Below are 13,382 nucleotides of genomic sequence, written 5' to 3'. Positions count from 1 at the left end.
CCGGGCGGGAAGGAGAACAGAGATGATCACCACCGCACTGACCTTCGACGATCTCGCCGTGCTGATGAAGCAGGCGGCCGGGGTCACCGTCGACGCCCAGGAGCTGGAGAGGACGCCGGAGGTCCCGTTCACCAGCCTCGGCCTCGACTCGCTCGGCCTGCTCGGCATCGTCGGCGAGCTGGAGAACCGGTACAGCGTGGCGCTGCCCACCGACACCGAGCGCTCCAAGACGCCCGCCGAGTTCCTCGACCTGGTCAACAGCACCCTGAAGACGGGAGTCTGACGTGGCCGGCCACACCGACAACAGCGTCACCGTCGACGCCCCGCTCGACCTCGTCTGGGACATCACCAACGACATCGAGAAGTGGCCCGACCTCTTCAGCGAGTACGCCTCCCTGGAAGTGCTCTCCCGCGAGGGCGACTCCACGACCTTCCGCCTGACCATGCACCCGGACGAGTCCGGGAAGGTCTGGAGCTGGGTGTCGGAGCGCACCGTCGACCGCGCCGGGCGGACCGTCCGCGCCCGCCGCGTCGAGACGGGACCGTTCGAGCACATGAACATCCGGTGGGAGTACGAGGAGACCCCGGCCGGCGTCCACATGCGCTGGGTGCAGGACTTCGCGATGAAGCCCGACGCTCCGGTCGACGACGCGTGGATGACCGACAACATCAACCGCAACTCCCGCACGCAGATGGCCCTCATCCGGGACCGCATCGAGCAGGTCGCCCGCGACCTCCGGAGCGCCCCGGTCCTGCCCGGCTGACCGATCCCGGCCGCGGACACCCGCACACCCCGCACACCCCGCACACCCCGCACCCTGGAAGGACGCTCGATGCACCACGCCCTGATCGTCGCCCGCATGGCGCCCGGCTCGGCCCCGGCGATCGCCGACGTGTTCGCCGCCTCCGACCGTGGGGAACTCCCCCACCTGGTCGGCGTCACGCGGCGTCGCCTGTTCCAGTTCGGCGACGTGTACCTGCACCTCATCGAGTCGGAGCAGGACCCGGGGCCGGCCATCGCGAAGCTGACCGGACACCCCGAGTTCCGCGACGCCAGCGAGAAGCTGTCGGCATACGTCAGCGCGTACGACCCGCAGACGTGGCGGAGCCCCAAGGACGCCATGGCGCAGTGCTTCTACACCTGGGAGCGCGACGCAGGTTCCTGATCCCCCCGAGGTACGCACGGCAGGGAAACCCGAGGCCGCCCGCCCCGCGAACGACGCGGAGCGGGCGGCCTCGGGTTCGTCTCCCCGTTCCCGTCAGGCGGGCACGGTGCACTCGAACGCGTGGAGGTAGGCGTTGACCGGGCGGATCTCGCCGATGACGAGCCCCGCGTCGGTCAGCCGGTCGACCATGCTCTGCCGGGTGTGCTTCGCACCGCCGACGTTGAGGAGCAGCAGCAGGTCCATGGCGGTCGTGAACCTCATCGAGGGCGTGTCGTCGACGAGGTTCTCGATCACGACGACCCGGGCGCCGGGGCGCGCCGCCCTGCGGACGTTGGCGAGCGCCCTGCGGGTGCTGTCGTCGTCCCACTCCAGGATGTTCTTGATGATGTACACGTCCGCCTGGATCGGGATGTCCTCGCGGCAGTCGCCGGCGACCACGCGGACCCGGGGGCTCAGCGCGCCGCCGTCCCGCAGGCGCGGGTCGGCGTTCTCCACCACGCCCGGCAGGTCGAGCAGCGCGCCGTTCAGGGACGGGTGCTTCTCCAGCAGACTCGCCAGGACGTGTCCCTGTCCGCCGCCGATGTCCGCGACGCAGGACACGCCCCCGAGGTCGAGGAGGTCCGCGACGTCCTGTGCCGACTGCCTGCTCGACGTGGTCATGGCCCGGTTGAAGACGTGGGCGGACTCGGGCGCGTCCTCGTTGAGGTACGCGAAGAACTCCCGTTCGTACACGTCCTCGAAGACGTTCCGTCCGGAGCGCACGGCCTCGTCGAGCTTCGGCCAGACGTCCCACGTCCACGGTTCGGTGCACCACAGCGCGATGTAGCGCAGGCTGTGCGGGTCGTCCTCGCGCAGCAGGCGGGACATCTCCGTGTGGGCGAAGGTGCCGTCGGGCCGCTCGGTGAAGACCCCTTGGCAGGACAGCGCGCGCAGCAGCCTGCGCAGTGTCCGCGGCTGGGTCTTCACGGCGGCCGCGAGGTCCTCCGCGGTCATGGGCGTGTCGCCCAGGGCGTCGGGCACGCCCAGGCGGGCGGCCGCGCGTACGGCGGCGGCGCACGCCGCCCCGAAGACGAGTTCCCTCAGCCGCATCGGCGGGGCGGGGGGAGCCGGGTCAACCGTTGTCATCTGTTCGCTCGTCCTTGCTGTCGTGCCGTCGGTGGTGTCGGGATCCCGGTGGGTCAGCACATTCCGGCGGGTTCCGAGAGCGTGCAGGTGTTGCGGGTGAAGGTGTTGCCCTTGCCGGTGTCCCGGTCGGCCAGATCGGCGGGGCTGTTGCGCACCGCCACGTTGTCGCGGATGGCGTTCTGCTCGTTCGGAGCGCCCACGAAGCTCTTGAACAGCACGATGCCGCCCGAGAGCGGCGAGGTGCCCACGTTGTCGACGACCCGGTTCTTCTCCACCACCGTCGTCTCGGCGCCGGTGAGGACGATGCCCGTGCCTTGCAGGAAGGGCAGTCGGGGGGTCTTCGGGCAGTACTTGTTGTTGGCGTGGATGTAGTTCCGGCGCAGGGTCATCGCCCCCGCGCGCGGCGTGGACTCGTCGCCCACCACGAACACGGCGGCGCAGTTCCCGGTCGCCTCGTTGTGGTCGACGGTCACGTTCCGCAGGCGCCGCACCGTGAGGCCGATCCGGTTGCCCGACAGGCTGTTGTGCGTGACCACCGTCCCCTCGGCGTCCGTGGCGCCGGCCTCCGTGTCGGTGGTGTTGGCCAGGAACAGTCCGGCGTCGGCGTTGTTCCGGGCGGTGTTGTGGCCGAAGACGCCACGCGTGGATCTCTCCTGGGCGATGCCCCACTTCCCGTTCTTCTCGGCGAGCACCTTGCGGACCGTGAGCCGGTCGGTGCGGGACGCCCACAGGCCGTTGCCGGTGAAGCCCCGGAGCGTGAGCGAGCGCACGGTGACGCCCTGGACGGGGCGGCCCTCCGTCCCGGTCACGCAGATGCCGTGACCGGCCTTGGCGCACGCGTCGTCGGCGGTGGCGCCGCCGGGCACGAGGACGGTGGCGGCGGAGCCCGAGCCGAGCAGCGTCAGGCCCGAGGTGGTGATGCGGACGCTCTCGCGGTAGGTGCCCGGTGACAGGACGATGGTGTCCCCCGGCTTCGCGGTGTCGACGGCCTTCTGGATGGAATCGCCGGGCTTCACCAGGTGTGCCGTACGACTCCCGGTGCCGGGCGCGGCGGCGCCCAGACCCGAGGCCGTGAGGGCCACGGTGCAGGCCAGCAGGGCGATCTGTCGTTTGGTCATGTGCCGAAGCTAAGAGCGCGTGTTCCGGCCTGCCACCGGTGATCCCCCAGGCGGACCTAGGCATACCTCCCTGCGGTCCACGCTTGGGCGTGGCGCGCGGGTCCTCACGGCGGTCCCCGCTCCTCCGTGGATCATGGGGCCCGCCGGGGGCACGTCTTCGGTGCGGCGGGCGGCGAAGGGGTTCGGATGCGCAAGTGGTGGCCCTTGGCCGCGATCTGTCTGGGCACGTTCATGCTCCTGCTGGACGTCACGATCGTGACGGTGGCGCTGCCCGCCATGGCGTCCGACCTCGGCACCACGCTCTCCGAGCTGGAGTGGGTGGTCGACGCGTACGCGCTGGCGCTGGCGGCGCTGCTGCTCGGCGTCGGTTCCCGCGCCGACCGGATCGGCCGCAGGAGGGTGTACCTGGTCGGGCTGATCGTCTTCACCGCGGCGTCGGTGGCGTGCGCGGTCGCCCCGACCGCGGGTGTGCTGATCGGCGCCCGCGCGGTGCAGGGGATCGGCGCCGCCGGGATGTTCGGTACGACGATCGCCCTGCTCGGCATGCACTACCGCGGTCGGGACCGGGGGGTGGCCTTCGCCGTGTGGGGCGCCACCAACTCGGTCGCCGCCGCGGCCGGGCCCGTGGTCGGCGGACTCCTCACCCAGTACCTGGACTGGCGGTGGATCTTCTTCGTCAACCTGCCGGTCTGCCTGGCCGCCGTCGCGATGACGCTCCTGTCCGTCCGGGAGGCCAAGGGGCAGGGGCGGCAGCGTGCGGACGTCCTCGGCACCGTCGCCTTCACGGTGGCGAGCGGGGCCCTCACCTTCGGGCTGATCCGCGCCCACTCCGACGGTTGGACGACCCCTCTCACCCTCGGTCTGTTCGGCACGGCGGCTGCCGCCCTCGCCCTGTTCGTCGTGGTCGAGACGAGGGTCGAGCACCCGATCCTCGACCTGTCGCTGTTCCGCGGACCGTCGTTCACCGGCATCATGACCGCCGCCCTGTTCCTGCAGGGCGCCGCGTTCGCCTACCTGTTGTACGAGTCCCTGTGGATGCAGTCCGTCCTCGGGTACGAGCCCGTCGAAGCCGGTCTGTACATCCTGCCCATGTGCGCCTCCGCGTTCCTCGCGTCCGTACTCGCGGGCCGCTTCGGCCCCTGGCCGCCACGGGCGACCATCGGAGGAGGGCTGGCACTCATCGCCCTGGGCTCCGGGATGCAGGCCACCCTCGACGCGGGATCCTCGGGCAGCAGCATCGTGGCCGGGCTCGTCGTCGCCGGTCTGGGCGTCGGGCTCGTGACACCCAGTCTGTCGGCGGCTGCCCTGGCCACGGTGCCGCCGGAGCGCGGAGGCATGGTGGGCGGTGCGGTCAACACCTTCCGCCAGCTGGGTTTCGCCTTGGGGATCGCCGTGTTCGGCGTCATCTTCCAGTCGCGGATCGAGGCCGTGCTGAAGGCCGACGGCGGCATCCCCGACCCGCACGCGGCGGCCGTCGTCCTGAGCGGCGGACACGCCCGGTCGTTCGTCGCCGGCTGGCCGGAGGACGAACGCGCCGCGATGACGCACCTGGTCCGCGAGGCGTTCATGTCCGGCCTCAACGCGGTGCTGGTCGTGGCGGCGGCGCTGGGGGCGGCGGCCTCGCTGATCGTCGTCGCGACCGTACGCGTCCCCACGGCCGACACCGGGCAGCGCCCGGGACCGGGCGCGATCCCGGGCGGACAGGAGACGCGAGCGGACGCCGCCCTGTAACGCCGGTCGCCTATGACGTGAGGCGTCGCGCCCCCGGCCGACGTCCTCGGGCCGCGTCCTCGGGCCGCGTCCTCGGGTGAGCCGCTCGTCGATGAGGGCCTTGAAGTCGCGGTAGGACTGCGGGGTCCGGATCTTCACGCCGTCGACGAAGAACGTCGGGGTCCCCTGGACTCCGAGTCCGAGTCCGTCCTTCTGGTCCGCTCTGATGCGTGCCTGCGTCGCCGGGTCGGTCAGGGCGGCGTCGTACCGCGTCATGTCCAGCCCCAGGCTCTGCGCGTAGGTGCGGAAGAGCGGGGCCCGGGAGGCCTGTGCTTCGCCCCACTCCTTCTGGGTGGCGAACAGCTCGCCGTACATGGCTTCGAACTTGCCCCGCCGACGAGCACGCCCACCGACTGCTCATGACCGCCTGCCTCGAACAGAGGCTCCACGCCCAGGTGGTGCGCCAGTACGAGCGGTGCCGTGACGCCCTGGCCGAGGAACTCGGCATCGCCCCGGGGCCGGAGACGGAGCGTCTGCGCCGCCTCGCGGTCCGGTCCTCACCGGTCCCCCCGCCCCCGCCGGGAGGGCACCGCCACCGGAGCGCCCCCGCCCTCCGCCGTACGGACCGCCACGCGCGGCACGCTGCACGGGCGCGAGGAGCTGCTGCGCACGGTCGTCGCCACCACGCACGCCCCGGTGGTCCTGCTCAGCGGGGAGGCCGGGATCGGCAAGTCCCGGCTCGCGGCCCAGGCCGCCGCGCGCCTCGCCGGGGTCGGCGGCCGGAGCGTCACGGGGCTCGCCTTCCGGCACCCGCTGCTCCGGCTCACCTGCTACGAGCTCCTCTCCCGGCTGCGTGCCCTCAGCCTGCACGCCGCCTGGAGCGAGACCCTGCTCCGGCACCGGCCCGACGACGTGGACGCGCTGGCGTGGCACCTGCTGCGCGCCGAGGACCGCCGGGCGGCGGACCACCTGCGGCGGGCGGCGGAGCGCGCGGCGGCGCTGTACGCCAACGAGGAGGCGGGCGGGTACTACCGCCGGCCGACGCCCCTGGTCGCGGCCGATCCGGTCCTGGCGGCCGGAGTGGGCACGGACCACGGCGTCCTGATCCATCGGATGTCGCGCTACGGGGATGCCGTGGGCGTCCTGCGCACGGCCCTCGCCTCGGCGGACCGGGCCGGGGACGCGGACACCGCCGTAGCGGTCACGGCCCGGCTCGCCGAGGCCCTGATCCGGACGGGCAGGCAGGACAAGGCCCGCCGGGCGCTCGACGCCCGGAGTCCCGGCCCGGCGACCCTCCCGGGCGCGGTGGCCGCGCACCGGCTGGCCTCCTCCATCATCGATTTCGTCGAGGGGCGGCACGCCGAGGCCGTGGAGTCGGCCGCCGCGGACCTGCCCGGCCGTGCGGGCGCGGGGCCCTCGCCCGCGCGCTGGCCCAGCAGGCCGTCTCGCTCGGGCTGACGGACCGCCTGCGCGAGGCGCAGGCCGCCGCCGAGGAGGCCCTGCCGCATGCCGTCGCGGCGGGAGATGCCTCGGTGGAGGCGCTGGCGCTGTCCATCCTGCGCGAGAACGCGCGCCGGACGGGACGGCTGACCGACGCGGTCGCGTACGGGGAGCGCGCCGCCGCCCTCGCCGACCGGGTCGGCAGCCCCGAGGCGAGTTCCTTCGAGCGCACCAACCTGGCGGAGCTGCACCTGCTCCTCGGCCGGGACGGCGAGGCGGAGAGGCTGGCCGTGGCGGCGGAGCAGACCGCGCGCTCGCGGGCGCCGCGGACCCTGCCGTACGCCCTCACCGCTCTGGCCCGGACCCGGATGACCTGGAATCCGCCGATGGCGCGGGCGCTCCTCTCCCGAGCGGCGAGCTGCGCGGGGCAGTCCGGCGAGCAGCAGGCCCTCGACGAGGTGCGGCTCGCGACCGCGGAACTCGCGCTGCGCACCGGCCGGCCGGAGGAGGCGCTCTCGCTGCTCGGGACCGGCGCGGCCGCTCCCGTGCCGCCTGCCTGCGGGGCTGGGCCCTGGTCCGGACCGGCCGCCTCTCGGATGCCGTCTCGCTTCTGGAGCGGGAGGCGGGGCACGCGGAGCGGACGGGGCGGCACCTCCTCGTCGTGGAGACGACCACGGTGCCCGCGCTCGCGCTCGGTCTCCCCGGTCTGAGGAGACGGGCCGCCTCGCTCCTCGCCGACGCCCGGGGCAGGGCCGAGTCCCTCGCGTACCCGGCGGGCCTCGCGCGCGTCCGCACCGCGGGGGCGGAACTGCTCGTCTGGATCCGGCGGCCGGCCACTCGCCGAGCGGGGTCGGCTCCTGTTCCGCTGGGCCTCGGTCGGTTTCCGCCCCGCCAGGGGCTTGGCAGCGTGGGCTCGACTGCCTACCGTACGAGCAGAACATGAGCACGACTCATATTTGAGGAGCTGTGTGATCACCCATCACCCCGAAGCCCGCCTCTGGCTTCTGACCACTCCCGGCACCTCGTACGCCTTCCGGTTGGATGCCGGTGACGTCCCCCGGCACGTGCACTGGGGCCGGCCGCTGAGCCTGGAGCAGGCCGTCTCGGTGGCGGCCGACCTCCCCGCCGAGGACCCCAACGGCGACGATCCGGGGGGCGAGGAGTACGGGGTGGAGGGCGGTCTGCGGTTCGGACCGCCGTCCCTGACCGTCCGGTTCGGCGACGGCGTCCGCGGCTTCGAGTGGCGGTTCGTCTCGCACACGGTCGAGGGGGACCTGCTCACGCTCTCCTTCACCGACCGGGTCCGCTCGCTCGACCTCGACCTCAACTACCGGGTCCGGGACGGCCACGACCAGATCGAGCGGTGGGCCGTCCTCACCGCGGGCGAACCGGTCGACGTCCTCCGGTTCGACTCCGCCGCCTGGACGCTGCCCGCCCGCGACGACTACCGGGTCAGCCACGTGGTGGGCGAATGGGGCCGGGAGTTCCAGCTCCGGCGCGACCGGGTGCCCGTCGGGGAGACCGTGTTCACCAGCCGCCTCGGCATCACGGGACAGCACGCCGGACCCTGGCTGATGCTCGACGCGCGGGACGCCGACGAGGAGCACGGCGAGGTCTGGAGCGCGGCCCTGGCCTGGAGCGGCAGCCGCCGGATCACTCTGCGCCGCGCCCCGTACGGCCGCGCCTCCTGGACCGGCGGGTTCGGGCACGAGGGGCTGGTCTGGAAGCTGGGCGCCGGTGAGCGACTGGAGACTCCCGTCTTCACCGGCCTGTACGCCCCCGACGGCTTCGGCGGCACCAGCCGCCGCTGGCACGCCTACGTCGAACGCCAGGTGCTCCCCGCCCGGCCCGCCGAACGCCCCCTGGTCTTCAACTCGTGGGAGGCGACCGAGTTCGACATCGACGAGAAGCAGCAGCGCGAGCTGGCCGAACTGGCCGCGGGCGTCGGCGTCGAGGTCTTCGTCGTGGACGACGCCTGGTTCGGCGCCCGCAACGACGACCGGGCGGGGCTCGGCGACTGGTGGCCACACCCCGGCCGCTTCCCGAACGGCCTGGGCCCGCTCGCGGACCACGTGCGCGCACTGGGGATGGGATTCGGCCTGTGGGTGGAGCCCGAGGCGGTCAACCCCGACAGCGACCTCTTCCGTGCGCACCCCGATTGGATCCTCTGCCAGGACGGCCGCGCCCGGACGCAGCGCCGCAACCAGCACGTGCTGGACTTCGCCCGCCGCGACGTCCGGGAATGGGCGGTGGAATGGCTGGTCAGGACCGTCACCGAGCTGGACGTGGCCTTCCTCAAGTGGGACATGAACCGGCCCTTCAGCGAGGCCGGGCAGCCCGGGGCGGCCGACCCCGACCGGGTCTGGATCGAGCACACGCACGGGGTCTACGAGGTGATGGACCGGCTGCGCGCCGCCCGCCCCGGCCTGTACCTGGAGTCCTGCGCGGGCGGCGGGGGCCGGGCCGACCTCGGCGTGCTGGCCCGCGCCGACCAGGTCTGGACGTCGGACAACACCGACGCCGTCGACCGGGTCGCCATCCAGCACGGCCACGGCCAGCTGCTGCCCGCCCGGACGATGGGCGCCTGGGTCACCGACAGTCCGCACGGCTTCACCGCCCGCCCGACGCCGCTCCGGTACCGCTTCCACGTCTCGATGGCCGGGGCGATGGGCATCGGCGGCGACCTCGGGAAATGGAGCGCGGAGGATCTCGCCTGGGCCCGGATGCTGGTCGGGCAGTACAAGCGGATCCGGCCCGTGGTGCACGGCGGCGTCCAGTACCGGCTGGAGCACGACGCCGTGCAGTACCTCACCGAGGACGAGGTCGTCGTCTTCCAGTTCCAGCCGTCCGCGTCCGGTCGGTCGGTCGCCCGCACCCGGCTGAGGGGCCTCGACCCCGATGCCCGCTACCGGGACGAGGCCACCGGTGCCGTCCACGCCGGCGCCGTGCTGCTCGGCCACGGCCTGCCGCCGTTGCTGCCCTTCGACTGGACGAGCGAACTCGTCCACCTCAGGAGAGTGCCCCGATGAGCCTCGCCCCCGCGCGGTCCGACTCCCTCACCGAGCCCGTCCGCGCGGTCGGCCGCGACTGGGTCACCCTGTACGTCCTGGCCAATGTCGGCCTGTTCGTCCCGCTCCTGGTGCCGACCACGCTCCTGATGCCCGAGCAGGTCGCGCAGATCGATCCGGCGGGAAAGGTCGGCAGTTACGCCTGGGTCAGCGCGATGGGCGCGATCTCGGGCATCGTCCTCGCGCCGCTGGCCGGCGCCCTCAGCGACCGCACCACCAGCCGGTTCGGCCGGCGCCGGCCGTGGATGGTCGTCGGCTCCCTGGTCTACATGGCGGCGCTGGTCTTCCTCGGCGTCCAGACGACGGTCGCCGGCGTCGCGATCGGCTCGTTCGCGCTGTCCGCCGCCTGCATGATCATCGGCGCCGGGCTCTCCCCGGTGGTGCCCGACCAGGTTCCCGTCGCCCAGCGGGGCATGGTCCTCGGCTGGGCCATGGCCCCGCAGGCCGGCGGCCTGATCGCGGGCGGACTGCTGATCGGCCTGGTCGCGGGCTTCTCCGCGCAGTACCTGCTGCTGGCCGCGCTGCCGCTGCTGATCGTGCTGTTCGCGACCGCCGTCAAGGATCCGCCGCTTCCCGTCGGGGACCGCGAGCCGTTCTCCCTGCGCGCCTTCCTGGACGGCTACCGGATCAGCCCGCGCGAGCACCCCGACTTCATCTGGGCGATGGGCTCCCGGTTCGCCATGGGCCTCGGGTACGGCCTCGGCACGCTCTACCTGCCGTACTTCCTGGACGACGTCCTGCACTACGAGCAGTTGTTCCCCGACCGGTCGACCGAGGACGGCCTGCTCATCGTGATCGGAGTCAACTGCCTGGCCACGGTCTCGACGGTGGTGCTCGGCGGCTGGCTGTCCGACAGGCTGGGCAGGCGGCGCATGCCGGTCTTCCTCGGCGGCCTCACGATGGCCGCCGCCGCGGCCCTCCTCGCCGTGTCGCCCACGTGGACCGTGACGCTGGTCGCGGCCGTCGTCCTGGGTCTGGGCTACGGCGTGTACCTGGCCGTCGACACCGCCTTGATCACCGAGGTGCTCCCCGCCTCGGCGGACCGCGGCAAGGACATGGCCCTGGCCAACCTGATGACGTCCCTGCCGTTCGTCCTGGTTCCCCCCATCGCCTCGGTCACGCTGGGCAGTCTGGGCGGCTACCGCTCGCTGTTCCTCTGCTCCGCGGCCATGGCCGCACTGGGCGCGGCGATGGTCTGGAAGGTCAGGGGCGTCCGCTGAGCCGGGCCCGCGGGCGTCATGCGAGCCGGTCGTTCAGATAGCTGACGAGGACGCGCTTGCACTCGGCGATCAGCCGGGCGTCGCCCTGCGGATCGGTGGCGAACGCCAGTTTCAGGATGCTGTCCGCGCATTCGAGCGCCACCCGCACGGCGAGGTCGTGTTCGGCGTCGTCCTGCCCCCCGGCCAGAGAGGCGGTGAGCGTGCGCAGCCTGCCGGCGACCGCGGTGTTGTTGTCCCGGGTCGGCTCCAGGACGTGGTCCTGTCCCACCGCGCCGAAGTCGACCACGCCGAACCCGGCGATGGTCCGGCGCATGGTGACGAACTCGTCCACGGTCACCTCCACGATGCCCGGGACGCCTTCCGGCCGTTCGCGCTCGATGCGGCCCGCGACCCGCGCCATGAACGTCTCCAGGTTGCGGACGGCGAGCGCGCCGATCAGCCCCTCCCGGTCGGAGAAGAACTGGTAGAGGGTGCCGATGGGCACGTCGGCCCTGCGGGCCACTTCCTTGGTGGTCAGCGCGGCGTAGCCGACCTCGTCCAGGAGTCGGGCGCAGGCGTCCAGCAGCCGTTCGAAGCGTTCGGCGCTGCGCTTCTGGACCGGCATCCTGCGCAGCGTCCCGGCGTTGCGGTCTTGATTCACCCTTCCATCATTCCACCCGAGAAGTTAACGTGAGCACTGCTCATGTTCCAGGAGGCCCGACGTGACACTGAACCACCTCCCCGCCGACTTCGTCTGGGGCGCCTCGACGGCGTCGTACCAGATCGAGGGCGCCACCGCAGAGGACGGCCGCGGGCCGTCGGTGTGGGACACCTTCGCCGCCCGCCCGGGCACGATCCGCGACGGGCACACCGGTGACGTGGCCTGCGACCACTACCACCGGTACGAGGAGGACATCGCCCTGATGGCCGAAGCGGGCCTCACCGGCTACCGCTTCTCCCTCGCCTGGCCCCGCATCCAGCCGACCGGCACGGGCAAGGCCAACCCGCAGGGCCTGGACTTCTACGACCGGCTGGTCGACGGCCTGCTCGCCCGCGGCATCGAACCCGTCCCGACCCTCTACCACTGGGACCTCCCGCAGGGCCTCGAGGACGCCGGCGGCTGGCTGAACCGCGACACCGCGTACCGCTTCGCCGAGTACGCCGCCCTCGCGGCCGACCGGCTGGGCGACCGCGTCCAGAAGTGGATCACGCTCAACGAGCCGTTCATCCACATGGTCTGGGGCTACGGTCTCGGCACCCACGCGCCGGGCCGCGCCCTCTTCCTGGACTGCCTCCCCGTCGCCCACCACCAACTGCTCGGCCACGGACTGGCCTCGGGGGAGCTGCGGGCGCGCGGCCTCCGGACGATGATCGCCAACAACTGCACCCCGGTCTGGCCCGCCTCGGACACCGCCGCCGACCGCGCCGCCGCACAGGCCTACGACGCCCTGCACAACCGGCTGTTCAACGACCCGATCCTCACGGGCAGCTACCCCGACCTGTCCGCCTTCGGCGCGGACGCCACCCTGGGCGGCTCCGTCCGGGACGGTGATCTCGAACTGATCTCGGCCCCCTTGGACGCGCTCGGCATCAACTACTACAACCCGACCCGGATCCAGGCACCCACGTCCGAGGGACTGCCCTTCGAGGAAGCCCCCATCGAGGGCTACCGCCGCACCGCCTTCGGCTGGCCCGTCGTCCCCGACGGCCTACGGGAACTGCTCGTCGCCCTCAAGGAGCGCTACCCGGCGCTCCCGCCCGTCTACATCACCGAGAACGGCTGCTCGGTCGAGGACGTCGTCGACGCCGACGGCACCGTCCTCGACCTCGACCGCATCGACTACCTGGACACCCACCTGCGGGCCGTCGACGCCTCCGTGGCCCAGGGCGTGGACGTGCGCGGCTACTTCGCCTGGACGCTGATCGACAACTTCGAATGGGCCGAGGGCTTCCACCAGCGCTTCGGTCTCGTCCACGTCGACCACGACACCCAGGTCCGCACCCCGAAGGCGTCCTTCGCGTGGTACCGCGACCTCATCCGCGCCCAGCGCGGCTGAGCCGCCCGTTCCCGCTCAGCCCTCCGAGGAATCGCCGCCGCACGTGGTCCGGCCGAAGGCGCCGGTGGCGGTGGCGCGCTGGACGTGCTCGCCGCGTACGGCCAGGGTGCAACTGGCCGTACCGCCCTTCTCCCCGAGGGTGACGTTGACGATCGGCGAGGCGCCGACCGGAACGCTCACGGTCTTCCGCCAGGGCAGGCCGACACGCGTGACGACCTGCGCCTCGCCGCCGCCCGCCCCCCGGTAGGAGATGTCGGCCGCACCCTCGCCGAGCACCTCGTAGGTCACGTCGTAGGTCGCCTCGGCGGCGGAGGCCGCGGCACGCTTGCCCGCGGCCTCCTCATCGGCCCCGGTGTCGAGGATTCCGTACGTGACGAACGCGCCGCACAACAGCAGCAGTACGGCGGCGACGGCCACGCCGACGCGATCACTGCGGTCGACGCGGCGATTCTGTTCTTCGGTCGTCGGCATGGCAGCACCTTCCGTCGTGGAATCGGCT

13 protein-coding genes and 2 pseudogenes are annotated in these 13,382 nt (G+C 72.7%); 10 read left to right on the top strand and 5 right to left on the bottom strand.

The features are described from left to right. Positions 1-22 precede the first annotated feature (22 nt). From ACIQFX_RS07710 to ACIQFX_RS07700, 3 genes are all read left to right on the top strand, one after another. Positions 23-283: a phosphopantetheine-binding protein gene (locus tag ACIQFX_RS07710; protein ID WP_402459839.1), complete on the top strand. Its 261-nt coding sequence runs from the start codon at positions 23-25 to the stop codon at positions 281-283. 1 nt (position 284) lies between these two features. After that, positions 285-764 carry an SRPBCC family protein gene (locus ACIQFX_RS07705; protein WP_402459837.1) on the top strand — a complete coding sequence of 160 codons (480 nt, stop codon included), beginning with the start codon at positions 285-287 and terminating at the stop codon, positions 762-764. A gap of 69 nt (positions 765-833) precedes the next feature. Next, positions 834-1,166, top strand: a complete 333-nt coding sequence (locus tag ACIQFX_RS07700; protein ID WP_402459836.1) for a TcmI family type II polyketide cyclase — start codon at positions 834-836, stop codon at positions 1,164-1,166. Between the two features lie 93 nt (positions 1,167-1,259). Here ACIQFX_RS07700 and ACIQFX_RS07695 read toward each other — a convergent pair whose 3' ends face one another. After that, positions 1,260-2,291 (bottom strand): methyltransferase, encoded by a 1,032-nt coding sequence (locus ACIQFX_RS07695; protein WP_402459834.1) that lies wholly within the window; start codon positions 2,289-2,291, stop codon positions 1,260-1,262. Positions 2,292-2,344: 53 nt separating this feature from the next. Then, positions 2,345-3,409, bottom strand: coding sequence for a nitrous oxide reductase family maturation protein NosD (locus ACIQFX_RS07690; RefSeq protein ID WP_402459832.1), 1,065 nt, complete (start codon positions 3,407-3,409; stop codon positions 2,345-2,347). 186 nt (positions 3,410-3,595) lie between these two features. On the opposite strand from ACIQFX_RS07690, the gene ACIQFX_RS07685 reads away from it, so the two are divergent. Further along, on the top strand, positions 3,596-5,140 hold the full coding sequence (locus tag ACIQFX_RS07685) for an MFS transporter (protein ID WP_402459830.1): 1,545 nt from the start codon (positions 3,596-3,598) through the stop codon (positions 5,138-5,140). Positions 5,141-5,236: 96 nt separating this feature from the next. On the opposite strand, the pseudogene ACIQFX_RS07680 reads toward ACIQFX_RS07685, so the two are convergent. After that, a pseudogene (locus ACIQFX_RS07680) lies at positions 5,237-5,503 on the bottom strand (DsbA family protein); the annotation flags it as partial. Positions 5,504-5,538: 35 nt separating this feature from the next. Between ACIQFX_RS07680 and ACIQFX_RS07675 the strand changes: the two are divergent. From ACIQFX_RS07675 to ACIQFX_RS07655, 5 genes and pseudogenes are all read left to right on the top strand, one after another. Beyond that, a pseudogene (locus tag ACIQFX_RS07675) lies at positions 5,539-5,601 on the top strand (hypothetical protein); the annotation flags it as partial. Next, entirely contained in the window at positions 5,600-6,577 is a 978-nt protein-coding gene (locus tag ACIQFX_RS07670) for a hypothetical protein (protein WP_402459829.1), read from the top strand. The pseudogene ACIQFX_RS07675 and the gene ACIQFX_RS07670, both read left to right, overlap by 2 nt. Before the next feature lie 74 nt (positions 6,578-6,651). Further along, positions 6,652-7,269 (top strand): hypothetical protein, encoded by a 618-nt coding sequence (locus ACIQFX_RS07665; protein ID WP_402460723.1) that lies wholly within the window; start codon positions 6,652-6,654, stop codon positions 7,267-7,269. Between the two features lie 258 nt (positions 7,270-7,527). Next, positions 7,528-9,588 carry an alpha-galactosidase gene (locus tag ACIQFX_RS07660; RefSeq protein ID WP_402459828.1) on the top strand — a complete coding sequence of 687 codons (2,061 nt, stop codon included), beginning with the start codon at positions 7,528-7,530 and terminating at the stop codon, positions 9,586-9,588. After that, on the top strand, positions 9,585-10,847 hold the full coding sequence (locus ACIQFX_RS07655) for an MFS transporter (protein WP_402459826.1): 1,263 nt from the start codon (positions 9,585-9,587) through the stop codon (positions 10,845-10,847). The genes ACIQFX_RS07660 and ACIQFX_RS07655 overlap by 4 nt, the downstream gene beginning before the upstream one ends. Positions 10,848-10,863: 16 nt before the next feature. On the opposite strand, the gene ACIQFX_RS07650 is transcribed toward ACIQFX_RS07655, so the two are convergent. Further along, complete coding sequence (locus tag ACIQFX_RS07650) at positions 10,864-11,487, bottom strand: TetR family transcriptional regulator (RefSeq protein WP_402459824.1); 624 nt, start codon at positions 11,485-11,487, stop codon at positions 10,864-10,866. Between the two features lie 61 nt (positions 11,488-11,548). Here ACIQFX_RS07650 and ACIQFX_RS07645 point away from each other — a divergent pair, with 61 nt between their 5' ends. Then, entirely contained in the window at positions 11,549-12,883 is a 1,335-nt protein-coding gene (locus tag ACIQFX_RS07645) for a GH1 family beta-glucosidase (protein WP_402459822.1), read from the top strand. A gap of 15 nt (positions 12,884-12,898) precedes the next feature. Here ACIQFX_RS07645 and ACIQFX_RS07640 read toward each other — a convergent pair whose 3' ends face one another. Then, complete coding sequence (locus tag ACIQFX_RS07640) at positions 12,899-13,354, bottom strand: hypothetical protein (RefSeq protein WP_402459820.1); 456 nt, start codon at positions 13,352-13,354, stop codon at positions 12,899-12,901. Between the last annotated feature and the right edge of the window lie 28 nt (positions 13,355-13,382).

The sequence above is a fragment of the Streptomyces sp. NPDC093089 genome (assembly GCF_044754405.1).
In the GTDB taxonomy this organism is placed as follows: domain Bacteria; phylum Actinomycetota; class Actinomycetes; order Streptomycetales; family Streptomycetaceae; genus Streptomyces.
The sequence above is the reverse complement of the archived record's forward strand: the minus strand, read 5'-3'. Positions and strand labels throughout refer to the sequence as shown.